General features: G+C 60.6%; 22 protein-coding genes. 15 read left to right on the top strand and 7 right to left on the bottom strand.

Annotation, left to right across the window (positions count from 1 at the left end; translation table 11 throughout):
- Positions 1–37 precede the first annotated feature (37 nt).
- Complete coding sequence (locus P0Y65_07670) at positions 38–313, top strand: hypothetical protein (GenBank protein WEK06121.1); 276 nt, start codon at positions 38–40, stop codon at positions 311–313.
- Between the two features lie 294 nt (positions 314–607).
- Here the strand turns inward: P0Y65_07670 and tyrS are convergent, their stop codons facing one another.
- The gene (gene tyrS, locus P0Y65_07675; protein ID WEK06122.1) at positions 608–1858 is read right to left on the bottom strand and encodes a tyrosine--tRNA ligase; all 1251 of its coding nucleotides are present in this window, start codon (positions 1856–1858) and stop codon (positions 608–610) included.
- A 131-nt stretch (positions 1859–1989) separates the two neighbouring features.
- On the bottom strand, positions 1990–2652 hold the full coding sequence (locus tag P0Y65_07680; protein WEK06123.1) for an alpha/beta hydrolase: 663 nt from the start codon (positions 2650–2652) through the stop codon (positions 1990–1992).
- A gap of 289 nt (positions 2653–2941) precedes the next feature.
- Between P0Y65_07680 and P0Y65_07685 the strand changes: the two genes are divergently transcribed.
- From P0Y65_07685 to aroA, 10 genes are all read left to right on the top strand, one after another.
- Positions 2942–4072, top strand: coding sequence for an aminotransferase class V-fold PLP-dependent enzyme (locus P0Y65_07685; GenBank protein WEK06124.1), 1131 nt, complete (start codon positions 2942–2944; stop codon positions 4070–4072).
- A 64-nt stretch (positions 4073–4136) separates the two neighbouring features.
- Positions 4137–5642: a Fe-S cluster assembly protein SufB gene (gene sufB / locus P0Y65_07690; protein ID WEK06125.1), complete on the top strand. Its 1506-nt coding sequence runs from the start codon at positions 4137–4139 to the stop codon at positions 5640–5642.
- The gene (locus tag P0Y65_07695) at positions 5639–5869 is read left to right on the top strand and encodes a hypothetical protein (GenBank protein ID WEK06126.1); all 231 of its coding nucleotides are present in this window, start codon (positions 5639–5641) and stop codon (positions 5867–5869) included. The genes sufB and P0Y65_07695 overlap by 4 nt, the downstream gene beginning before the upstream one ends.
- A complete protein-coding gene (locus tag P0Y65_07700) occupies positions 5866–6369 on the top strand; it encodes a cupin domain-containing protein (GenBank protein ID WEK06127.1) in 504 nt (167 codons plus the stop codon). Before P0Y65_07695 ends, P0Y65_07700 begins: the two co-directional genes overlap by 4 nt.
- Before the next feature lie 53 nt (positions 6370–6422).
- Positions 6423–7172 (top strand): Fe-S cluster assembly ATPase SufC, encoded by a 750-nt coding sequence (gene sufC / locus P0Y65_07705; GenBank protein WEK06753.1) that lies wholly within the window; start codon positions 6423–6425, stop codon positions 7170–7172.
- Positions 7173–7175: 3 nt separating this feature from the next.
- The gene (sufD, locus tag P0Y65_07710) at positions 7176–8384 is read left to right on the top strand and encodes a Fe-S cluster assembly protein SufD (GenBank protein ID WEK06128.1); all 1209 of its coding nucleotides are present in this window, start codon (positions 7176–7178) and stop codon (positions 8382–8384) included.
- 48 nt (positions 8385–8432) lie between these two features.
- Positions 8433–9653: a cysteine desulfurase gene (locus P0Y65_07715; protein ID WEK06129.1), complete on the top strand. Its 1221-nt coding sequence runs from the start codon at positions 8433–8435 to the stop codon at positions 9651–9653.
- Between the two features lie 11 nt (positions 9654–9664).
- Positions 9665–10075, top strand: coding sequence for an SUF system Fe-S cluster assembly protein (locus P0Y65_07720; protein WEK06130.1), 411 nt, complete (start codon positions 9665–9667; stop codon positions 10073–10075).
- Between the two features lie 51 nt (positions 10076–10126).
- Positions 10127–10507 (top strand): iron-sulfur cluster assembly accessory protein, encoded by a 381-nt coding sequence (locus tag P0Y65_07725; protein WEK06131.1) that lies wholly within the window; start codon positions 10127–10129, stop codon positions 10505–10507.
- Positions 10508–10627: 120 nt separating this feature from the next.
- On the top strand, positions 10628–11896 hold the full coding sequence (aroA, locus tag P0Y65_07730) for a 3-phosphoshikimate 1-carboxyvinyltransferase (protein ID WEK06132.1): 1269 nt from the start codon (positions 10628–10630) through the stop codon (positions 11894–11896).
- On the opposite strand, the gene P0Y65_07735 is transcribed toward aroA, so the two are convergent.
- The 3 genes from P0Y65_07735 to parE form a co-directional block, all read right to left on the bottom strand.
- Positions 11897–12961 (bottom strand): GGDEF domain-containing protein, encoded by a 1065-nt coding sequence (locus P0Y65_07735; GenBank protein WEK06133.1) that lies wholly within the window; start codon positions 12959–12961, stop codon positions 11897–11899.
- Positions 12962–13102: 141 nt separating this feature from the next.
- Complete coding sequence (locus P0Y65_07740) at positions 13103–14551, bottom strand: DEAD/DEAH box helicase (protein WEK06134.1); 1449 nt, start codon at positions 14549–14551, stop codon at positions 13103–13105.
- 325 nt (positions 14552–14876) lie between these two features.
- Complete coding sequence (parE, locus tag P0Y65_07745) at positions 14877–16889, bottom strand: DNA topoisomerase IV subunit B (protein WEK06135.1); 2013 nt, start codon at positions 16887–16889, stop codon at positions 14877–14879.
- A gap of 193 nt (positions 16890–17082) precedes the next feature.
- Between parE and P0Y65_07750 the strand changes: the two genes are divergently transcribed.
- The 4 genes from P0Y65_07750 (at position 17083) to P0Y65_07765 (ending at position 21054) form a co-directional block, all read left to right on the top strand.
- Positions 17083–17397, top strand: coding sequence for a hypothetical protein (locus tag P0Y65_07750; GenBank protein ID WEK06136.1), 315 nt, complete (start codon positions 17083–17085; stop codon positions 17395–17397).
- Positions 17398–17985: 588 nt separating this feature from the next.
- Entirely contained in the window at positions 17986–19506 is a 1521-nt protein-coding gene (locus tag P0Y65_07755; protein WEK06137.1) for an ATP-binding cassette domain-containing protein, read from the top strand.
- 135 nt (positions 19507–19641) lie between these two features.
- Positions 19642–20292, top strand: a complete 651-nt coding sequence (locus tag P0Y65_07760) for a PilZ domain-containing protein (GenBank protein ID WEK06138.1) — start codon at positions 19642–19644, stop codon at positions 20290–20292.
- Positions 20293–20403: 111 nt separating this feature from the next.
- Positions 20404–21054, top strand: a complete 651-nt coding sequence (locus P0Y65_07765; GenBank protein WEK06139.1) for a PilZ domain-containing protein — start codon at positions 20404–20406, stop codon at positions 21052–21054.
- 76 nt (positions 21055–21130) lie between these two features.
- On the opposite strand, the gene glnA is transcribed toward P0Y65_07765, so the two are convergent.
- Both glnA and P0Y65_07775 read right to left on the bottom strand, forming a co-directional pair.
- Positions 21131–22540 (bottom strand): type I glutamate--ammonia ligase, encoded by a 1410-nt coding sequence (glnA, locus tag P0Y65_07770; GenBank protein WEK06140.1) that lies wholly within the window; start codon positions 22538–22540, stop codon positions 21131–21133.
- Between the two features lie 72 nt (positions 22541–22612).
- The gene (locus P0Y65_07775) at positions 22613–22951 is read right to left on the bottom strand and encodes a P-II family nitrogen regulator (protein ID WEK06141.1); all 339 of its coding nucleotides are present in this window, start codon (positions 22949–22951) and stop codon (positions 22613–22615) included.
- Positions 22952–22958 lie beyond the last annotated feature (7 nt).

The raw sequence follows: 22958 nt of genomic DNA on the forward strand, positions 1-22958 counted from the left end.
GCGGATATGCTAGGGTCCGGTCATTGTGAGGTGCGCAATGACCGTGAAGCGCGAATTCGAACTGAGCGAAGAAGACGCAGCGTTTATCGACAGTCGGGTGAAAACAGACGGAGCTGATCCGGACGGTGTCCTCGGCGAAGCCATCAACCTGTTGCGCGATCGAGAAGAACTCATTGACCGCTGGATGCGTGAAAAGGTCATTCCATCGTACGACCAGTGGGTGGCCGACGGAAAGCCCTTGCTGACAGAAGAGGAGGTTCAGGCTTCGCTGGACTCAATTTTCGATGAGACTGACTCTCGAAGAGAATCCTGACGATGAAAAGGCGGCGCGTTGTCTACACGCAGCTGCACAGCAAGATCGCTTAGGCGTTGCTGCTTGGATCGAGCGCACAGCGTCCAAACAAGTTGCAAGGCGATTTGACAAACGAATTGCCGATTCAATCACAAGACTGCAGTACGGATCAGAACGCGGAAGCATTCGCGAGCCGGAACGAGGGGTGCGATTGATCGGCATCCTGCCCACGATATCAATCGCATTCACAGTGACTGAGGACGCAGTGATTATTCACCGCGTCCTTCACAATGGGCAAAACTGGCAGCCCGACGACTAGACCGGTTTGATCAGCGCGTGGCGCTTCTTGCCGACGGAGAGCTTGATGACGCCTTCGCTGAGCAGGGCGTTGTCGCCGATGCTGAGCTTGTCGTCGTCGATCACCGCATCATTGACCCGAACGGCCCCTGACTGGACATGGCGGCGCGCCTCGCCGTTGGAGCCGGCCAGGCCTGCCGTAACGAGGGCGGCGAGGATGCCCAAGCCGGCGTTGAGTTCCGCATGGGTTACCGTCGCCGTTGGCAACGACAGGTCGATGGCGCCGGACTCGAAGGTTGCTGCAGCCGTCGATGCAGCCTGGATGGCAGCATCGCGACCGTGGACGACGGCCGTGACTTCGGTGGCGAGGATCTTTTTGGCCTCGTTGATCTCGTTCCCGCCCAGGGCGCCGATACGCTCGATCTCGGAAAGCGGCAGGCGGGTGAAGATCTTGAGGAATTTCACCACGTCGGCGTCTTCCGTGTTGCGGAAATACTGCCAGAAATCATAGGGCGAGAAGAGATCGCCATTGAGCCAGACGGCGCCGGAGGCAGACTTGCCCATCTTTTCGCCCGACGACTTGGTCAGCAACGGCGTGGTCAGCGCATAGAGCTGTTCGCCGCCCATGCGGTGATTGAGGTCGACACCGTTGATGATGTTGCCCCATTGGTCCGACCCGCCCATCTGCAGAACCGTGCCGTGGCGGCGGTTGAGCTCGGTGAAGTCGTAGCCCTGCATGATCATGTAGTTGAATTCGAGGAAGCTCAGCGACTGCTCGCGATCGAGCCTCAGCTTGACCGAGTCAAAGCTGAGCATGCGGTTGACCGAGAAGTGCCGGCCGACATCGCGCAGGAATTCGACATAGTTGAGCTTCAAGAGCCAGTCGGCATTGTTGACCATGATGGCCGGGTTCGAACCCTCGTAATTGAGGATGCGGCCGTAAACCTTCTTGATGCTCTCGATATTGGTTTCGATCTGCTCGACGGTGAGGAGCTTGCGCTGGTCGTCGCGAAAGGAGGGGTCTCCAACCATGGAAGTGCCGCCGCCCATCAGGCTGATCGCCTTGTGACCCGTCTCCTGCAGCCAGTAGAGCATGGTGACGGTGATCAGATTGCCGATATGGATCGAGGTGGCCGTGGCGTCATAACCGACATAGCCGGTGATCGGGCCCTTGAGGGCCAGCGCGTCCAGCCCCTCGGGGTCGGAAATCTGATGGATGAAGCCGCGCTCGTCGAGGACGCGCAGGAAATCTGACTTGTATTTGCTCATGTCGAAACCACTGAGATTTGTGAGACCTCATGGTGCGGATCCGGACATGGGCGGACCACGAGGTCGAGAAAACGGCCCCTCATCCAGTCAGGACGAGGGGGCTCCACGGATCGCGGTAGGTGCGCTCGAGTCTAGCGCCCGCCGCCGTCGGCGATCTCCTGACGGCGGCGGTCGAGATACTCGGCACAGGCCGTGGTCAATTCGTCGATCTTGCCTTCGTAGAAGTGATTGGCGCCTTCCACGATCTGCTGCTCGATGGTGATGCCCTTCTGCGTTTTGAGCTTGTCGACCAGCTTCTGCACCGACGTGGGTGGAGCCACACGGTCCTTGTCGCCATGGATGATCAGGCCCGAGGACGGGCAGGGGGCAAGGAACGAGAAGTCATAGAGGTTTTCCGGCGGCGACACCGAAATGAACCCTTCGACTTCCGGGCGACGCATCAGAAGCTGCATGCCGATCCAGGCGCCGAAGGAAAAGCCGGCAATCCAGCAGCCGCGGCTTTCGCGATTGATCACCTGCAGCCAGTCGAGCGCCGCTGCTGCGTCGCTGAGTTCGCCGATGCCGTGGTCGAACATGCCCTGCGAGCGTCCAACACCACGCGAGTTGAAGCGCAGCACGGCAAAGCCGCGCTCGGCGAACATGTAAAAGAGATTGTAGACGATCTGGTTGTTCATCGTCCCGCCGAATTGGGGGTGCGGATGAAGCACGATCGCGATCGGAGCATTGGGCTCCTTGCCGGGCTGGTAACGGCCTTCCAGGCGCCCCTCGGGGCCGTTGAAGATCACTTCTGGCATGGTCTGGTTTCTTCCGGCCGTTCGGCTCTGTTGGTGCGGTTCCGCGGGCTGTTTTCGTGGCGCTGTGGCAGCTTGACTAAGCTGGCTCAGGCTCCTAAAACATGGCTCGCAAAATCTAGTTTAGAATTATTCGAAACTCGGTTTTTAGCGGCCAGGCGGCCTGCAAGTGCGCCCCTTGTAATGAAGTTGGGCGTGCGATTTCAAGAAGTGTTTGGATTCGGAGGCGCGCTGGCGTCCCGTATCGGACATCAATGCTATGAGCGGCGTGCATGCGCCATACGGGTAACCGATGACCAGAGCGGCGATCTATCTCGATCATAATGCCGCGTCTCCGCTTCTGCCCGAAGCGCGGGCGGCGCTGGTTGATGCCCTGGATTTGACCGGCAATGCCTCTTCGGTGCACGGCCATGGCCGTGCATTGCGCAATCTCATCGAAACCGCCCGCGGACAGATCGCCAGTGTGGCGGGTGCCGAGCGCAAGCAAGTCGTGTTCACCGGTTCTGCCACCGAGGCCATCACCCAGGCCATTGTCGGTGGCGCAAAAGCGTTCGCGGCAGGCGCCGTCGTCATCAGCGCCACTGAACATGCGGCTGTGTCCAAGGCGGCGGAAGCAACGGGCCTGCCGGTTGTCATCCTGCCGGTTGATGGCGGCGGGCACATTGATCTCGATCAATTGGCAGAGATTGTTGCCGAGGCTGAGGGCAATCTGCTTGTTGCCCTGCACTGGGTGAACAATGAGACGGGCGTCGTGCAGGAGGTAGCGCGGATAAGCGCTATTGTCGGCCCGACCCGTCACACACTTTTCATCGATGCCGTGCAGGCATTCGGCAAACTGGACCTCGATTTCGCGGCTTCGGCACCCGATATGATGGCTGTTAGCGGTCACAAGGTCGGTGCGCCCGCCGGTATCGGCGCGCTGCTGGTCAAGTCGCATGCCGACGTCGTCAGGCTGATACCCGGTGGCGGGCAGGAGCAGGGGCGACGGGGCGGTACGGAAGCCAGCGCACTGATTTCGGCCTTCGGCGCTGCGGCGGCGGCTATTGCAGATCGCTATCAGGCTGCCGATGTGCAGGCACTGGTGGCTAGGCTCGAGGCCGCACTTCCGGCCGAGGCTGTTGTGTTTGGCGATCGCCGGCTGGGCAATGTGGTCAATTTCGCTGTGCCGGGCATCAAGAATGCCACGGCCATGATGGCGCTGGACCTGATGGGCCTTTCGATCTCGTCCGGCTCCGCCTGTTCTTCTGGCAAGGTTGGCTCGAGCCATGTGCTGGCTGCCATGGGCGTTGCGCCCGAACTGGCCGAGTGCGCCCTGCGCGTCAGCCTGGGCTGGAATTCCACGGGTGAGGACGTTGACGCGTTTCTCGCTGGTTACCAATCGATCCTTGAGCGCCATCGGGCGCGGCAGGGTCAGGCGGCCTGAGGGTCGCATCATTTAGACGGCTCGCGGCGACCTTGACTCGCTGATGGGTAAACAGGAGTGCCTTATGGCTGACGATTACGCCGACATCCCGACGCTCAAGGAAAACATCGATCGAGCCACCGTTGACTCGGTGCGTTCGCTCGATGTCGACAAGTATAAATACGGATTCGAAACCGATATCGAATCCGAAAAGGCTCCCAAGGGCCTGAGCGAGGATACGGTTCGCTTCATCTCCAAGAAGAAGAACGAGCCCGAATGGATGCTGGAATGGCGTCTGGAAGCCTATCGCCGCTGGCTGACCATGACCGAGCCGACCTGGGCCAAGGTGCATTATCCCAAGCTCGACCTGCAGGACATGTATTTCTACGCCGCGCCAAAATCGACGCCGGCGCCGAAGAGCCTGGACGAAGTCGATCCGGCGCTGATCGCCATGTATGACAAGCTGGGCGTGCCGCTGAAAGAGCGCGAAATCCTGGCCGGCGTCGAGCGTCCCAAGGTCGCTGTCGATGCGGTCATGGACTCGGTCTCCGTCGTCACCACATTCCGCGAGGAACTGGCCAAGGTCGGCATTATCTTCTGCTCGATCTCGGAGGCTATCCGCGAGCATGCCGAACTGGTCCAGAAGTACCTCGCTTCGGTCGTGCCGGTTTCGGATAATTACTACGCCACGCTGAATTCTGCGGTCTTCACCGACGGCTCCTTCGTCTATATTCCCAAGGGCGTCCGGTGCCCGATGGAGCTGTCGACCTACTTCCGTATCAACGAGAAGAAGACCGGGCAGTTCGAGCGTACGCTGATCATTGCCGAGGCTGACAGCTATGTGAGCTATCTCGAAGGCTGCACTGCGCCGATGCGCGACGAAGCCCAGTTGCATGCCGCCGTGGTGGAGCTGGTTGCGCTCGACAATGCCGAGATCAAGTATTCCACTGTCCAGAACTGGTATCCGGGCGACAAGGACGGCAAGGGTGGCATCTACAATTTCGTCACCAAGCGTGGCGATTGCCGTGGCGCCAATTCCAAGATCTCCTGGACGCAAGTGGAAACCGGTTCGGCCATCACCTGGAAATATCCGTCCTGCATCCTGCGTGGCGATGGTTCGCGCGGCGAATTTTATTCGATCGCCATTTCTAACGGCTATCAGCAGGTCGATAGCGGCACCAAGATGTTGCATCTGGGCAAGAACACGTCCAGCCGCATCATCGCCAAGGGCATTGCCGCGGGCTTTTCGGACAATACCTATCGTGGCCAGGTCTCGGCTCATGCCAAGGCCAAGAGTGCGCGCAACTTCACCCAGTGCGACTCGCTGCTGATCGGTGATAAATGCGGTGCCCACACCGTGCCCTATATCGAGAGCCGCAATGGCACCGCGATCTTTGAGCACGAGGCCACCACGTCCAAGATTTCCGACGACCAGATGTTCTATTGCCAGCAGCGCGGCCTCAACGAGGAAGAAGCTGTGGCGCTGATCGTCAATGGCTTCGTCCGCGATGTCTTGCAGCATCTGCCCATGGAGTTCATGGTCGAAACCCAGAAGCTGATCGCCATTTCCCTGGAAGGCAGTGTGGGATGACCGACGAGACGACCAATCTGGTTCTGGAACACTTGCGAGCAATCCGTTCGGATATTTCGATCCTCAAGTTGGAAATCCGTAGCGTTCAGGCCGAGCAGACAGCCATGCGTCACGAGATGCGGGCAATGGCTGTACGGCAGGATCAGATGGCGGAAGATATCGCTGGCGTTAAGGTGCGTCTCGACCGCATCGAGCGCCGCCTTGACCTTCATGAGCCGGCCGAATGACTGAGACTTCGCGTAACCCTGTGGTGTCACTTGCCTCCCTCGCACTCGATGCGTGGGAACAGGGAACGCTGTACAAGTCTGCCGATACCTCCTTCGGCAAGCTGCTGGGTGTGCGCGCGTTGGGTATCAGCTATAATGAAGTGCCGGCCGGCAAGTCGAGTTGCCCCTTCCACAATCACCACGTCGAGGAAGAACTCTTCATCGTGCTGGAAGGCGAAGGCACCTATCGCTTTGGCGAGGAGCGCTTTTCGTTCAAGGCTGGCGATGTGCTCGGTGCTCCCAATGGTGGGCCTGAAACGGCGCACCAGATCCTCAATACCGGATCGGTAACGCTCAAGTATCTGGGCATTGCCAACAATGCCGAGACAGAGGTTTGCGAATACCCGGATTCGGGGAAATTTCAGGTGACGAGCCGGACATCGGTCGACCGTCGCCTGCGCCACAACGGCCGCGAAGGCCAAAACGAACTTGATTATTGGGACGGCGAGCCGGGCGCCTGAGGCGCTGCCAGCCGATCCCCACGACATTGGAGACTAGAAACATGACTACCCCCATCCTTGAAATCCGCAATCTGCATGCGCGCATCGAAGAACGCGAAATCCTCAAGGGCGTGAATCTCGTCATCCCGCCAGGTGAAGTCCATGCCATCATGGGCCGCAATGGTTCGGGCAAGTCGACGCTGAGCTATGTTCTGGCCGGCAAGGAAGACTATGAGATCACCGAGGGTGAAATCCTGCTCAATGGCGAGAGCATCCTCGACATGGATCCGTCCGAACGCGCTGCTGCCGGCGTATTCCTGGCCTTCCAGTACCCGATCGAGATCCCCGGCGTTGCCACCATGACCTTCCTCAAGGCGGCGATGAATGCCCAGCGCAAGGCGCGCGATGAAGCCGAGATGACGACGCCCGAATTCATGCGCCTGGTCAAGGAAGCTGGCAGCCAGTTGCAGGTCGATACCGACATGCTCAAGCGCCCGCTCAATGTCGGCTTCTCCGGCGGCGAGAAGAAACGCGCCGAAATCATGCAGATGGCGCTGCTCAAGCCCGCGCTCTGCGTGCTCGACGAGACGGATTCCGGCCTCGATATCGATGCGCTGCAGGTCGTGTCCAAGGGCGTCAACGCCCTGCGTTCTGACGATCGCGCCATGCTGGTCATCACCCACTATCAGCGCCTGCTGAACCACATTGTGCCGGATGTCGTGCATGTGTTCAGCGATGGCCGGATCGTCGAGAGTGGTGACAAGGATCTGGCGCTGCAGCTCGAAGCCAAGGGCTATGCCGACTTCGACGGTGCGGCGGCCTGATCCATGTCCTTTCACGTTCCAGTGCGCCTGGGTGCCGCCGAAAACACCCTGATCGACCAGCTCAAGAGCGTGGGCGCTGACGCCACCGCCGAGCGCATCGCCGTGGCCGGCCTGCCGACCCGCCGCGTCGAGGCCTATCACTATACCGACCTCAAGATGCTGCTGAAGGCAATTCCGCCTCTGGCGGCAGGTGCCGGTGCGTCCGAAACACCGGTGCTCGACATTGACGGAGCCTATCGTCTGCTGATCGCCAATGGCGCGATCCAGGCGGCTGCTGCGGCGCCTGCCGACGTGCTGGTCGGGAAAGCCGAGGGCACGGCGCTCTCGACCCGCGACGACGTCCTGGTTCATCTCAATGGCGCCTTTGCCAAGGAAAGCCTGACCCTCACCGTGGAAGGCAATATCGATCAGGTTATCCAGATCGATCGCCGCATCGAGGGTGACGCCGCCCATGCCACGGATTCGCTGAAGGTTTTCATTGCAGATGGCGCTTCGGCGACGCTGGTCGAGATTTTCTCGGGTTCCGATGCCGCCCATGTCGGCAATCACGCGACCTATGTTGCGCTGGGCAAGGACGCCAAGCTGATCCATGTCACGCTGGACCTCTCGGTGCGCGCAACCAGCCATTTCGCGACCAATGAGTATCATGTCGGAGAAAACGGCCAGCTGCGCACGCTGGTGGTTCACGCTGGTTCGGGTCTGGCCCGCACGCATCTCTTCCCGCGCTATGAAGGTGCCGGCGCCCATGGCGATATCACTGGCCTGAACCTCGTTTCCGACGGCCAGCATTCCGACATCACGATGATGGCCGAACACGCCTTCCCGCACACCACCAGCCAGCCGCTGTTCAAGTCGATCGCCCGTGGCCGCGGCAAGGCCGTGGTGCAGGGCAAGCTGGTCGTGGCTCGCGACGCGCAAAAGACCGATGCCAAGTTCATGCACCAGGGTCTGATGCTGTCGGACGAAGCGGAAATCCTCTCCAAGCCAGAACTGGAAATCTATGCCGACGACGTGGTCTGCGGCCATGGCTCGACCTGCGGCAAGCTCGATGAGGATAGCCTGTTTTACCTGATGAGCCGCGGCATCCCGCAGGCAGAGGCCGAGACCATGCTGGTGCGTGGCTTCCTCGAAGAACTGGTCGACCCGATCGAGGCCGAAGCCCTGGCCGACGCGCTGCATGGGGTGATCGACGGCTGGCTGCTGGGCAAGTGACCGGGTGGAGCCAAGGCTCCGCCCATTCCCCCAACGGGACGACAATTGATGACTTTCGACCTCGATAAAGTCCGCGCTGATTTTCCGATCCTGTCGGAACAGATCCATGGCAATCGGCTGGTCTACCTCGATAGCGGTGCATCGGCGCAAAAGCCGGTGCAGGTGCTGGACCGGATGGACCATGCTTTCCGCCACGAATATGCCAATGTGCATCGCGGTCTCCACACGCTGGCCAATCGCGCGACCGAAGCTTATGAGGGTGGCCGCCACGCGGCGCAGGCCTTCCTCAATGCGGCGCGGCCGGAGGAAATCGTCTTTACCAAGTCAGCTACAGAGGCGATCAACCTCGTGGCCCAGAGCTTTGCCGGTCCGCGGATAGGCGAGGGCGACGAGATCGTCACCACGATCATGGAGCATCACTCCAATATCGTGCCTTGGCACTTTCATCGCGAGCGCAAGGGCGCGGTGATCAAATGGGTCGACGTGCGCGACGATGGCAGCTTCGACCTCGATGCCTTCGAGGCGGCGCTGAGCGATCGCACCCGTATGGTTGCAGTTACCCATATGTCCAACGTTCTGGGGACAATCACGCCGGTCACGCAGATGATCGAAATCGCCCATGCCCGGGGCATTCCGGTGCTGGTGGATGGTAGTCAGGGCGCCGTACACACCGTAGTTGACGTGCAGGACCTGGACGCCGATTTCTACATCATGACCGGCCACAAGCTCTATGGGCCCACCGGTATCGGCGTGCTCTACGGCAAATACGACCTCCTCGCCGAAATGCAGCCCTACCAGGGTGGCGGGGAGATGATCGATGTCGTGACCATGGATAGCGTCACCTATAACGAACCGCCGCATCGATTCGAGGCGGGCACGCCGCCCATCGTCCAGGCCATCGGGTTGGGTGCTGCGCTCAAATACATGACCGAGCTAGGTCGCGATGCCATTGCTGCGCACGAGCATGACGTTGCTGAATATGCGCATGAGCAACTGAGCCGCATCAACTCGCTGCGCCTGATCGGCACGGCGCCGGGAAAAGGCGGCATCTTCTCGTTCGAGATGGCCAATGCCCATGCGCATGACGTGGCCACCATTCTCGACCGCTATGGCATCGCCGTTCGCGCCGGCACGCATTGTGCCATGCCGCTGCTGAAACGCTTTGGTGTCACCTCTACCTGCCGCGCCAGCTTCGCCCTATATAATGGCAAGGATGACGTTGATGCGTTGGTGGACGGCATCAACCGCGCCCAGAAATTTTTCGCCTGATTGGTACTGATATGACCGACGAACCCGAAATCGACGAATCCAAGATCGCTCCGGCGCCGACCATTCCCGAACCGCGGATCACGCCCAATGTCGGCGGCGGTCTGCCCGATGCCGAGGTCGAGCGCATCACGACGGACCTGATCGGTGCACTCAAGACCGTCTATGACCCGGAAATCCCGGTCGATATCTATGAGCTGGGCTTGATCTACAAGGTCGATCTCGATGACGATCGCAATCTGTCCATCGACATGACGCTGACTGCGCCGGGTTGTCCCGTGGCTGGCGAAATGCCCGGCTGGGTGGAAAATGCGGCGCGTGGCGTCGAAGGCGTGCAGGACGTAACCGTCAACATGGTGTTTGATCCGCCGTGGGACGCCTCCCGCATGAGCGAGGAAGCTCAAGTCGCGTTGAACTGGTGGTAATTTCAGGCGTTTCGTCCTATATATCGTGAAACGCCGATAGAAAGTTTGCCGATGGCCTTCAAGATCATGTCGCTGACCGATGCCGCTGCCGAGCGCATCACCGAGATCATCGAGGATTCCGAAAAGCCGGTCATCGGCCTGCGCGTCGGCATCAAGAACTCCGGCTGTGCCGGTGTGGCCTATACGATGGATTATCTCGAGGAGCCGATCAAGGGCGACGACCATGTCACCGACAAGGGCGTCAATGTCTGGATCGATCCCAAGGCGACCATGTATCTGCTCGGCACGATCATGGATTTCGAGACAGCCAAGATGAGCGCCGGCTTCACCTTCAGGAACCCCAATCAGACCGGCGAATGCGGCTGCGGCGAGAGCGTCACGCTCAAGGCCGCCGACCTCAAGGCGATCGCAGAGGCCAGGCAGACGGTCTGATCGCTTCAACTTTGCTCGAGCAAATCCCCGCCCAGTTGCGGGGATTTCTGTTTGAGGCGTTCCCGTTCCCGCGCGTCGACAGTTGCGCAGGGCAGGGCGCTGGTGCATTGATCCTCCATCATGATTTCGCCCCTGCCTGCCGCCCTTACCATTGTCCCGCCCAACCGTCCGCTCAATGGGCGCGTTGCCCCGCCGGGATCAAAATCCATCACCAATCGTGCCCTGTTGCTGGCGGCGCTGGCCAATGGCACGAGCCGTCTGACCGGTGCGCTCAAGAGCAAGGACACCACCCTGATGGCAGCCGCCCTGCGGCAGATGGGCGTGACAGTCGAAGAGCCTGACGCGACGAGTTTCGTCGTCACCAGCACGGGCCGCCTTCAGGCACCGGATGGGCCGCTATTCCTCGGAAATGCTGGGACGGCAACCCGCTTCCTGACCGCTGCCGTAGCAACGGTCGATGGCACCGTGATTGTCGATGGCGACGACGAAATGCGTGTCCGGCCGATCGGTCCTCTGGTTGCGGCACTCCAGTCCCTTGGCATCAAGGCCAGTTCGCCGACTGGTTGCCCGCCGGTGACCATTGTCGGCAATGGCAGTTTCGGGCAGGGCCGCGTGGAAATCGATGGCAGTCTCTCCAGCCAGTATGTCTCGGCTCTTCTGATGGCGGCGCCGCTGGGCGATGGGCCGATCACCATTGCCCTCACCGGCAAGGAGATTGGGGCGCGCGGCTATGTCGATTTGACCTTGGCGGCCATGCGAAGCTTCGGCGCCTCGGTCGAACAAATCGATGCCGGCACCTGGCTGGTTCAGCCCACCGGCTACCGGGCTGCCGACCTGCTCGTCGAACCCGATGCCTCTGCTGCGACCTATCTCTGGGGCATCGAGGCGCTGACGGGCGGCAAGATTGATCTCGGGGTTGCTGCGGATGCCTTCACCCAACCCGACGCCGCGGCCCAGGCGGTCATTGCGCAATTCCCCAATATGCCTGCCGTCATCGATGGCTCGCAGATGCAGGATGCCGTGCCCACGCTGGCCGTGGTTGCTGCCTTCAACGCCCATCCCGTGCGCTTCGTCGGCATCGCCAACCTGCGCGTCAAGGAAACCGATCGCATCCGCGCCGTCGCCAATGAGCTCAATCGCATCCTGCCCGGTCTTGCCACGGAAGAAGGCGATGACCTGGTGGTGGCATCGGATCCCGATCTGGCCGCCCGTAGCCAGCCTGCGCGGGTAGAAACCTACCACGATCACCGTATCGCCATGAGCTTCGCCCTGGCGGGCCTGAGACTGCCGGGCATCACGGTTCTCGATCCGGCCTGCACCAGCAAGACGTATCCGACCTATTGGGAAATGCTGGAAATGCTGGGCGTCACGCTGCAGCGAGCAGACTGATCAGGCCGCTGAAATGCCCGGCACGGCCGACTGCAGGGCCGCCAGCTGGGTCTCGCTGAACACCTTGTTACGGCCGGCATGCTTGGCGGCATAGAGGCAGAGGTCGGCCCGTTCGATCATCGAGGCCGACGTGTCACCAGCGCGATAGGCAGCAATGCCGAAGGACGCGGTGATGCGGCCGAGTTTTTCGTTGGTGGAGCGCTTGAGCAATTCCTTGGCCTGGATGGCCTTGCGGATGTTTTCCGCGACGATGATCGCGCCTTCGAGATCGGTCGAGGGCAGGATGGCGACGAATTCCTCACCACCGTAACGCGCGGCCAGGTCCTTGCCCTTGATGTTGGACTTCAGCGTCATCGCCACCAGACGCAGCACCTGGTCGCCGGTCTGGTGACCATAGCTGTCGTTGAAGCTCTTGAAGTGATCGATGTCGATGATCATCAGGCAGAGCGGCTCGTCAGTGGTGGCAGCATGGGTGACGGCGCTGTCCATGCCTTCGTCAAAGCACTTCCGGTTGGCGATCTTGGTCAGCGGGTCCAGCATGGATTCGCGGCGCACGTCATCGAGATCGCGCTGCAGGGAAGCAATGTCATCGCGCGAGGCGGTGAGTTTTTCCTCAAGCGATGTGTTGGTCGCCTGCATCTGCCGGGTCTCTGACAGCAGGCGATCAGCCAGGTCCTTCATGTCCTGCTGGGTGATCTCGCGGGCCAGGTCGCCGCTCGCCATCTGCAGCGAACCGGAATAGGCATTGGCCGTGACCATTGCGCCATCAATGGCATCGTGCACGGCCTCGATACGCGCATGCATGCGCTCGGACACCACCGACATGCGATCGTTGACGTCAGACTTGAGGAATTCGTTGTAAAGCGTTTCGGCAAGGTCGGCAGAGGGCGAGCTGCCGCCACGGAAAATCGCATTGATGCGGTTGTTCAGCGTCGGGTTGACGCCGGTCGCATAGGTGAACAGCAGTTCGTAGAACTGGGGATATGGCGGGATTCCACTGCGCTTCAAAAGGTCAAATGCCGAGTTGGCATAGCCAAGCGCGCGTTTGAATTCCTGTTCTGACACTGCGTCCCTCGAGCTGTTGCGCTCAAATCCCGTCGCGTGTAGCCACGGCCGGTTCCCGCAGAGAAGATACCGTCGGCGCAATTAAATACAACAGTGCCGGCACAATATTGCGCCGGCACACACAGTCAAATCGCTATGCTTCTAGTTGCTAAGCCGCGTAGGGCGCAGCAAAAATGCTGGAATGGGACCGTCATTGCCAAATGGTGATGACCCGACCTGGGCCGAATCACTAGCCTCGGCCTCAGCACGGGTTCTGCCCCGACTGCGTTTTGGACGCTCCTGCACCGGCTGCGGTGCAGGAGTGCTGTCGGCAACTTCGGTCACAACCTCGGCTGTTTCTGTTACCGTCTCTGCAGTCGTTTCGGCAGTCGGGCGCTTGCGGGCGCCGCCACGACGCGTACGCGCCGGGCGAGCAGGCCGCTCGGCTGCCGCTTCGTCCTGGGCTTCGACGACAGGCGCCGCCTTGCCGGTGTCCAGATAGTCGATCGGCTTCTGGATCAGCTTGAGGATAGCGTCGAGATGCTTGCCATCGGCAGGCGCCACGAATGTATAGGCGACGCCCGAGCGGCCGGCGCGGCCGGTACGCCCGATGCGGTGCACATAGTCTTCGGCATGCACGGGCACGTCAAAGTTGAACACATGGCTCACCGCCGGGATGTCGAGGCCGCGGGCGGCCACGTCACTGGCGACCAGAAGGGTCAGCCGGTTGTTCTTGAAGGCGTCCAGAGTCTCCATGCGGCTTTTCTGGTCCATGTCGCCATGCAGCGCGCCGGCCGAGAAGCCGTGACGCTCCAGCGAGCGGGCAAGGGTCGCCACGTCGCGCTTGCGATTGCAGAAGATGATCGCATTGGTCAGGTTCTCGGAGGCGCGGATCCGATCACGCAGCGAAGCGCGCTTTTCCTCGGGCTTGGACGAGACCTTCACCAGCTTCTGGTCGATGGTATCGGCGGTCGATGCGGCGCGGGAAACCTGCACATGCACCGGATCCTTGAGGAACTTCTTGGTCAGCTTCTCGATCTGCCCATCCATCGTCGCCGAAAACAACATGGTCTGGCGGCGCGGCGGCAGGCGATTGACGATCTTTTCGATGTCGTCGATGAAGCCCATGTCGAGCATGCGGTCGGCTTCGTCGATGACGAGGATTTCAACGCCGGTCAGCAGGATCTTGCCGCGATCGAACTGGTCGAGCAGGCGGCCGGGCGTGGCAATCAGGACGTCGACGCCACGGTCGAGCTTCTTGTTCTGGTCCTCGAAGCTGACGCCGCCGATGATCAGCGCCATGCTGAGGCGATGGTTCTTGCCGTATTTTTCAAAGTTCTCGGAGACCTGCGCCGCGAGTTCGCGCGTGGGTTCGAGAATGAGTGTACGGGGCATGCGGGCACGAGCGCGGCCGTTTTCCAGCAGATGGATCATCGGCAGAACGAAGCTGGCCGTCTTGCCGGTGCCGGTCTGGGCAATGCCGATAACGTCCTTCTTTTCAAGGACATGCGGAATGGCCTGTGCCTGGATTTCGGTTGGCGACGTATAGCCAGCCGCTGCAACAGCGTCAGAAACTTTGGTTGAGAGGCCAAGCGCGGAGAATTCGGTCAAGTTTGGTAATTCCACTCAGATATGTGGCCCGGGGCCAGGTCCAGTCCGAGACATTCGAACGGTGCGCCGGGGTCGTCAGCAGTGGACAGAAAAGGCATACGCGAACGCATCCACAGCCGGGCGGCCACTCGACGTTGGCAATACAGCACGTCGTGGAATGGCCCTGAGGCATTCCGCTCATCCCGGCTGTGTTCAAACACTGGCCGTCAAGCAGGAAATGCTCCAGCGGCGCGGACCATAGCGCAAAGGCCTTGTCTGTCAACGCATTTGGCGCTTTTAGGCTTAATTGCAGCCTTCACGACGCTCCTGTGACACCTCGGCTCCGCTAGACGTCGAGGTCGGTGACGAAGGCCGCGTTTTCCTGGATGAAGTCAAAACGGGCTTCCGGCTTGGTGCCCATCAGGCGATCGACGCTGATGCGGGTGGCCTCGAGATCGTCGCGCACCTTGACCTGCAGCAGCGTCCGCGACTTGGGCGACATGGTGGTTTCGCGCAGATGCGAGAAGGGCATTTCGCCAAGGCCCTTGAAGCGGGTCATGTCGACCTTGCCCTTGCCGGTGAACTCGGTGGCCAGCAACTCTTCCTTGTGGGCGTCGTCGCGGGCATAGAGCGTCTTGCTGCCCTGGGTGATGCGGAACAGCGGGGGCAGGGCGAGGTAGAGGTGTCCACCGTCGATCAGCCTCGGCATTTCCTGGAAGAAAAAGGTGATCAGCAGGGTCGCGATGTGGGCGCCGTCAACGTCAGCATCGGTCATGATGATGATCTTGTCGTAGCGCAGGTCGTCCTCGCTGTAGCGATCGCGCGTGCCACAGCCCAAAGCCTGGATCAGGTCGGCGATCAGCTGGCTGCCAGCCATCTTTTCACGGCTGGCGCCGGCCACGTTGAGGATCTTGCCGCGCAGCGGCAGCACGGCTTGGCTCTTGCGGTCGCGCGCCTGCTTGGCCGATCCACCTGCCGAGTCGCCTTCGACGATAAAGAGTTCGGCGCCCTGAGCTGCGGTCTGCGAGCAGTCGGCCAGCTTGCCCGGCAGGCGGAGCTTGCGCGTCGCGCTGGCGCGGTCGATTTCCTTTTCCTTGCGGCGACGCAGGCGCTCCTCGGCGCGTTCAACCGCCCAGTCGAGCAGCTTTCCCGCCTGGTTGGGCGAGGCAGCCAACCAATGGTCGAAGGCATCGCGCAAGGCATTGTCGACGATGCGGGTGGCTTCGCCCGAGGCCAGCTTGTCCTTGGTCTGGCCAACGAATTCGGGTTCGCGCACGAAAACCGAGAGCATGGCGCTGCAATGAGCGAAAACGTCTTCCGCCGTCAGCTGTGCGCCATTCTTGTTCTTGGTCAGTTCGGCGTAATTCTTGAGGCCGCGCAGCAGGGCCGTGCGCATGCCCGATTCATGGGTACCACCATCGGGCGTCGGCACGGTATTGCAATAGGACGAAACCCCGCCGTCGCCCAGCGTCCAGGCAATGGCCCATTCGACGCCGCCATGCGAGCCGGGCTTGCCATGGGTGCCGGAGAAGACTTCGTCGACGATGCGCGTCTCGCCCTCGATGCGGGCGGACATGAAGTCCTTGAGACCATTGGGATAGTGGAACACGGCCTTGGCGGGCGCGTCTTCGGTGGCCAGTGACTCGTCGCAGCTCCAGCGCAGTTCGACGCCGGCGAACAGGTAGGCCTTGGCGCGCGTCATGCGATAGAGGCGCGCGGCCGAGAAATGCGCGTGCTCGCCGAAGATCTGCGGATCGGGGTGGAAGCGGGTGGTGGTGCCGCGCCGGTTCTGTACGCGGCCGAGCGGCTCGATATCGCCCAGTGGCTTGCCGCGGGAAAAGGACAGCCGGTGCAATTGCTGCTCACGCGCCACTTCCACGATCATGCTGTCGGACAAAGCATTGACCACCGAAACACCCACGCCATGCAGGCCGCCGGAGGTTTCATAGGCCTTGGAGTCAAACTTGCCGCCGGCGTGCAACACGGTGTGGACGATTTCCAGCGTCGAGCGGCCGGGGAATTTGGGGTGATTTTCGACGGGAATGCCGCGGCCGTTGTCGACGACGGTCAGGAAGCCGTCTTCGCCAAGATGCACCTCGATACGCGTGGCGTGACCGGCGATGGCCTCGTCCATGGAATTGTCGATGACTTCGGCAAAGAGGTGATGCAGGGCATTGGAATCGGTGCCGCCGATATACATGCCCGGACGCCGCCGGACGGGCTCGAGCCCTTCCAGCACCTCGATATCTGCGGCCGAGTAGGATCCCGGCGCGGCAGCGGCCTTGGTGGCCGGCTTTACCGGCTCAGGAGCTACAGGCTGGGGCTCGGAGCCGCCGAAAAGGTCTTCTGCGTTGGACATGCAATTTCCGTCTTGGCGCCCGAATCGGGCGAATTGGCCTTTTAGCATATCCTGCCGGTTACAAATCCCGGGCAGGGAACCTGCTCACAAGTGCCGAGTTCTCCACAAACTGAACGGGAAATGAACGGCTTGTGGTCGCCCCATTCAACTGCGCTCAGGCATTGTCGTGGCTTGGCTGAACCAGGAGGCAAGAGTGAGAGGATCTATCGCCTATATCCTGACTGCTTTGCTCATCACATCTGCGCCAGCGCAGGCGCAGGGCTTCGGGTTGTTTTTTGGTGACGAGGAATCCGACTTCTTTGCGCCGCCCGAACGCATCACCTGCATGACGGATCGCCAGATCCGCGATGCTGTCGCCGCAGAGGGCTTTTCCAATATCTATCTCAACGTACCCAATGACGGTCACGTCGAGGTTCGCGCAACGATCGATGGCTGGGTCTACCTGCTCGAATACGACTTCTGCCGCGGCTATATCGAAGAGGCTCGCAAGCTGCGGCGGGCAGGCTAAATATCCGCCAATTCCCAAATCCATACAAAGCAGTCCCAAGATCGGGCAGCGGGTTTACGTTCCGTTTGCTTCTTGAAAGCACTTTCTTAAAGGCGCGCTGATAGAACAGTGCGCATACGGCTTTTGTATGGAGTTCCGTATGCGAACCGAACGGGATCATAGTATTGCGTACCCGCTTCCGGCCGGTTCATTTGTCCATGATGTTGGGCCATCTGCCGGATTTTCAGGTATTGCGTACCGGCTGACCAATATCACTGCACCGCGCTTCGGTCTTGTCGCGCTTGTCTCCACCCTATTCTATTTCCTCTGATCCGGCTGATTGATTTTCGCCCTCTGGGCGGCTAATGATCACTCTCGCCGTCAACACCAGCCAGAGGAGTGCGCCCATGACATTGCAGTATGTGCACCGCTCCCGTGGCCCTGTTCCCGCCCTGTGGCATCAGCTGCAGGGCTGACCGGTACTGGTACGGACGAAACCCTCTGTCTCCCCATCCTGGTTTGCCCTTCGTGGCGGTCTCGATCGCGTCAGTGATCACGACCGCCGTTTAAGGATTTGGCGCCTTCGCGCCGCACCAGTGAGAATAGACGATGGGTTCCATCAGCCTCCGCAATGCCGGCCTCGTGGCCACTGACACGCTCTTTTCCAACCTCAACATGGTCATCGGCGATGGCGATCGCGTCGGCCTTGTCGCCGGCAATGGCCGGGGCAAGACGACCTTGCTGCGCGCCATGGCCGGGCAGGGGGAGCTGACCTCCGGGGAGATCACCCGTTCGCGCGGCCTGACCGTCGGCTATGTCGAGCAGGACATGCCCGCTGCCAGCATGGGCCTGACGCTCCATGACGCCGTGCTCGAAGCCCTGTCGCCCATAGATCGGGACAGCGACAGCTGGCGTGTCGACGTGGTGCTCGACGAGTTCGAAACGCCCGTTGCCATGCGTAACCGAAGGCTGACCGAACTGTCGGGAGGCTGGCAGCGCATCGCGCTGATTGCCCGTTGCTGGGTGTTGCAGCCCGATGCGCTGCTGCTCGACGAGCCCACCAATCATCTGGACCTCGGCAAGTTGTTCCAGCTGGAAAACTGGATCAACCAGGCGGCGCGATCCATTCCCGTGGTCATCGCCAGTCATGACCGTCAGTTCCTTGATGCGACGACCAATCGGACGCTGTTTCTGAGGCCTGACGCCAGTCATTATTTTCCGTTGCCCTATAGCAAGGCGCGCATCGCCCTGGCCGAGATCGACGAGGCGGCTGAGGCCAAGCGCGAACGCGACCTCAAAGAGGTCAGCCGGCTCCGCAAGCAGGCGGCAAAGCTCACCAATATCGGCATCAACTCGGGCAGCGACCTGCTCGTCGTCAAATCGAAATACCTGCGTGAGCGCGCCGCCAGGATCGAGACGGCCGTGCAGTCGCTGCACAAGGAGCGCAGTGGCGACATCAGGCTGGGCAACAGCGGCGCGCAAGCGCGCGTCATGTTGGCGATGGACAATGTCGAGGTTGCCAGTCCTGTTGGCGACAAGCTGTTCCGTATCGAGAAGCTGCATGTCTTCCAGGGCGACCGTTTGGTCATTCTTGGCCGCAACGGCACGGGCAAGTCACAGTTCATCGGTCTCGTGCATCGCGCCATGCTGGGGACGGAGGTGGCCGGCATGCGCGTCAGTCCGCAGGTTGTTCCCGGTTACGTGGACCAGGCCATGAGTTTCCTGCCGCCCAGGGAATCGCCGCTCGGCTATATCACCAGCCGTTTCAACGAAGGCGACCAGCGATCCAAGAGCCTGCTGGCCGGCGCCGGTTTTGCGCTAGAAAAGCAGGACCGTCCGATCAGCGAGCTGTCCTTCGGGCAGCGGGCGCGGCTGGGTCTTTTGGCCATTCGCCTGCAGCAGCCCAATTTCTACCTGCTGGACGAGCCGACCAATCACGTCGACATCCCTGGGCAGGAGCGGTTGGAGCACGAGATCCTCAATCACGGCGCGACGTCAATCCTTGTCAGCCACGATCGCAGCTTCGTCCGCGGGCTGGGCAGCCGATTCTTCGTGATTGAAAACCGGAAACTCAAGGAAGTTGAAAGCCCTGAGCCGCATTTCGCTGCCATGGCGGCGGAACAGTCCTGAAATAGTTCGGGATCGGCCGGAAATCTTTGCGTGCAGTGTTTCGCGGGGATCTTCGGCCGGTTCACTGCCTGAATACTTTGTGAAGTATTTAGAAATTGGAATTACCGTTCGCCTTGGGATGCGGGAGAATTTCAATTGCAAGTTAATCAAACAATAGTGGCGGCGCCCAAGCCTGCGCCGCAGGATAATGTTCGATATGTTGGCGCCATCAACGGGTCATATGCTCTTTCAGATCGCCGTGACGAGGCGACCGAAGCCATTCCAGTCTATGCCTGCCGGCTAGCTTCCATTTCTCCGGAACAGGCGGTTCTCATTGCCCCGGTAATCGCCAGGACAAACGAGACGGTGGTCGCCCATTTCAAGGATTTCGGCATTCTGCGCAGCCAGGTGTCGCGCGAGCTGGCGACTGGCTTCGTGCTGGATATTCAGCTCGACGATGAGGGGCGCAAAAAGCTGGCCGCAAAAATCCGCTGGCGCAAGCAGCATGCCACCAGCCAGGCCGCCGACAAGCGCGACTTTCCGCGCATCATGCCCAAGGATCCGCGCAGCGTGCTGACGATGGCCGACGGCAAGCTGCATCCGTGCTTTGTCATCGACGTCTCCCAGTCGGGCGTTGCCGTATCGGCGGCTATCCTGCCGGCCAAAGACACCCCGCTGGCCGTCGGCAGTATGATCGGTCGCGTGGTGCGCAAGCTCGACATCGGCTTTGCCGTGGAATTTACGCAGATCCATCCGCTAGATGAACTTGAACGGCGCTTGCAGACGCCCCCGTCCTGGTCTGCATAGTTTCCCACCTAGTACGTTGATCAGAAAGTGAAAATTGTCTCCTTTCTGACCTCTTGAAGAATCGATGGCTTGGTTTAATTCTGGTTCCGAACAAACTGGGTCGGGAACCCCATGCTTGGATCGGAAGCCTATGGCGCGCAGGCGCAACCGTCGATTACTGTCCAGCACGATGTGCGGTATATCTGCGCCGTGCCCGGCCGCTATGGCCTGTCGCGTCACAAGTCCGACCCGCAGGGCAAGATAGCCATCTATGCCTGTCGACTGCGCTCGATTTCCACGCGTAACGCCGTCATGACCGGTCCGGTCACTGGCAAGCGCGGCGACATGGTCGTGGCGCATTTCGATCAGTTCGGCATCATGCGGGGCCAGATTTCCCGCCTCTTGCCTTCCGGCTTCACGCTGGACCTGCGGCTCGATGACATCGAACGCGACAAGCTCGGTGCTAAAATCTCCTGGCACAAGAGACACGCGCTGGGGGCGTTGCCGGAGCGGCGGGCACACAAGCGGATGATCCCGCGCGAACCGCGCACCGTCATCACGCTGGCCGATGGCAGGCAAGTCCCGTGCTTCGTCATCGATATATCGCAGTCCGGTGTCGCAGTCTCGGCAGAGGTCTGGCCCGAAATCGGCACGCCGATGGCCGTCGGCAAACTGGTTGGCCGGGTCGTGCGTTATCTCGAGGTCGGCTTTGCGCTGCAGTTTTTGGCAGTCCAGGACCCGGACAAGCTCGAATCACTGATGGCGCCACCTGTCCGGCAATAGAGCAGGGCGCTTCTGTCGTGCAGCTAAACAAAAAGGGCTCCTTGCGGAGCCCCTTTCACATTCACACCACTGACCCTTAGGCCGAGTAGTACATTTCGTATTCGACCGGATGCGGGGTCTGCTCGAACTTGACGACTTCCGTCATCTTCAACTCGATGTAGCTGTCGATCTGGTCCTTGTCGAACACACCGCCGGCCAGCAGGAATTCGTGGTCGTTTTCGAGGGCCGTCAGGGCTTCGCGCAGCGAACCGCAAACATGCGGGATCTGCATCAGTTCCTGCTTGGGCAGCTCGTAGAGATCCTTGTCCATCGGGTCGCCGGGGTGGATCTTGTTCTTGATGCCGTCGAGGCCGGCCATCAGCATGGCCGAGAAGGCCAGGTAGGGGTTCGCCAGCGGATCGGGGAAACGGATCTCGATGCGCTTGGCCTTCGGCGACTGACCGAAGGGGATACGGCAGGAAGCCGAACGGTTACGGGCCGAGTAGGCCAGCAGGACCGGAGCTTCGAAGCCGGGCACCAGGCGCTTGTAGCTGTTGGTGGTCGGGTTGGTGAAGGCGTTGATGGCCTTGGCATGCTTGATGATGCCGCCGATGTAATACAGCGCTTCCATCGAGAGGCCTGCATACTGGTCGCCAGCGAACAGCGGCTTGCCGTCCTTCCAGATCGACTGGTGGCAGTGCATGCCCGAGCCGTTGTCGCCGAAGATCGGCTTGGGCATGAAGGTCACGGTCTTGCCATAGGCATTGGCGACCTGGTGGATGACATACTTGTAGATCTGCACGTCATCGGCAGCCTTGATCATCGGCGCAAACTTGATGCCGAGTTCGTGCTGGGCCGAAGCCACTTCGTGGTGGTGCTTTTCGACAACCACGCCCATTTCGGCCATGGCAGCAAGCATTTCGCCACGGATGTCCTGCGCGCTGTCCAGCGGGGGAACCGGGAAGTAGCCCTTCTTGAGACCGATATGGTGGCCGTTGTTGCCGGCTTCATAGGCAGTGTCGTTGTTGGACGGCAGTTCGGGATGATCGACTTCGAAGCCAACCTTGAACGGGGTGTTGGAGTACTTCACGTCGTCGAACATGAAGAATTCCGGTTCGGCGCCGAAGACGACCGTGTCACCGATGCCCGAGGCCTTGAGGTAGGCTTCAGCCTTCTTGGCCGTGGTGCGCGGATCGCGCGAATAGGGCTGGTAGGTCAGGGGCTCGAGAATGTCGCAATTCACGACAAGGGTCGAAGCGCCGAAGAAGGGGTCCAGATAGTGCGAGTTCGGATCGGGCATCAGAACCATGTCGGACTCGTTGATGGCCTTCCAGCCACCGATCGAGGAGCCGTCGAACATCGTGCCTTCTTCAAACAGGTCTTCATCGACGATGGAAACGTCGAGCGTGACGTGCTGCAGCTTGCCGCGCGGGTCGGTGAAGCGCAGGTCGAGATACTTGATGTTCTCGTCCTTGATCTTCTTGAGGAGGTCAGCTCCGGTGGTCATTAGGTCTTCCCCTGTCTAAATCGGAATGCTTGTTGTCTTACACGGCGTGTCGCGCCAAGGGCCTCGCGGTCCCTAGAGTGCGTCGTCGCCGAATTCTCCCGTACGGATACGGATCGCCTGTTCGATGGAATAGACGAAAATCTTGCCGTCGCCGATGCGACCCGTCTGCGCCGCATTGCGGATCGCCTCGATGGCTTTTTCGGCCAGCTCGTCAGGGCACACGACTTCCACCTTAACCTTGGGGAGGAAGTCGACGACATATTCGGCGCCGCGATAGAGTTCGGTGTGACCCTTCTGGCGGCCAAAGCCCTTGGCTTCGGTCACGGTGATGCCCTGCAGGCCAACTTCCTGAAGCGCCTCTTTGACTTCGTCGAGCTTGAACGGCTTTACGATAGCCTCGATCTTTTTCATGTAAGCC

It is taken from the genome of Candidatus Devosia phytovorans (genome assembly GCA_029202405.1).
Classification (GTDB): domain Bacteria; phylum Pseudomonadota; class Alphaproteobacteria; order Rhizobiales; family Devosiaceae; genus Devosia; species Devosia phytovorans.

Bases quoted from the DNA above. Each gene is read 5' to 3' on its own strand.
- P0Y65_07775 (WEK06141.1), bottom strand. From the start codon at position 22,951: ATGAAAAAGATCGAGGCTATCGTAAAGCCGTTCAAGCTCGACGAAGTC.
- sufB (WEK06125.1), top strand. From the start codon at position 4,137: ATGGCTGACGATTACGCCGACATCCCGACGCTCAAGGAAAACATCGAT.
- parE (WEK06135.1), bottom strand. From the start codon at position 16,889: ATGTCCAACGCAGAAGACCTTTTCGGCGGCTCCGAGCCCCAGCCTGTA.
- P0Y65_07765 (WEK06139.1), top strand. From the start codon at position 20,404: ATGCTTGGATCGGAAGCCTATGGCGCGCAGGCGCAACCGTCGATTACT.
- P0Y65_07725 (WEK06131.1), top strand. From the start codon at position 10,127: ATGGCCTTCAAGATCATGTCGCTGACCGATGCCGCTGCCGAGCGCATC.
- P0Y65_07700 (WEK06127.1), top strand. From the start codon at position 5,866: ATGACTGAGACTTCGCGTAACCCTGTGGTGTCACTTGCCTCCCTCGCA.
- sufD (WEK06128.1), top strand. From the start codon at position 7,176: ATGTCCTTTCACGTTCCAGTGCGCCTGGGTGCCGCCGAAAACACCCTG.
- P0Y65_07685 (WEK06124.1), top strand. From the start codon at position 2,942: ATGACCAGAGCGGCGATCTATCTCGATCATAATGCCGCGTCTCCGCTT.
- P0Y65_07715 (WEK06129.1), top strand. From the start codon at position 8,433: ATGACTTTCGACCTCGATAAAGTCCGCGCTGATTTTCCGATCCTGTCG.
- P0Y65_07695 (WEK06126.1), top strand. From the start codon at position 5,639: ATGACCGACGAGACGACCAATCTGGTTCTGGAACACTTGCGAGCAATC.
- tyrS (WEK06122.1), bottom strand. From the start codon at position 1,858: ATGAGCAAATACAAGTCAGATTTCCTGCGCGTCCTCGACGAGCGCGGC.
- P0Y65_07720 (WEK06130.1), top strand. From the start codon at position 9,665: ATGACCGACGAACCCGAAATCGACGAATCCAAGATCGCTCCGGCGCCG.
- aroA (WEK06132.1), top strand. From the start codon at position 10,628: ATGATTTCGCCCCTGCCTGCCGCCCTTACCATTGTCCCGCCCAACCGT.
- glnA (WEK06140.1), bottom strand. From the start codon at position 22,540: ATGACCACCGGAGCTGACCTCCTCAAGAAGATCAAGGACGAGAACATC.
- P0Y65_07670 (WEK06121.1), top strand. From the start codon at position 38: ATGACCGTGAAGCGCGAATTCGAACTGAGCGAAGAAGACGCAGCGTTT.
- P0Y65_07755 (WEK06137.1), top strand. From the start codon at position 17,986: ATGGGTTCCATCAGCCTCCGCAATGCCGGCCTCGTGGCCACTGACACG.
- P0Y65_07680 (WEK06123.1), bottom strand. From the start codon at position 2,652: ATGCCAGAAGTGATCTTCAACGGCCCCGAGGGGCGCCTGGAAGGCCGT.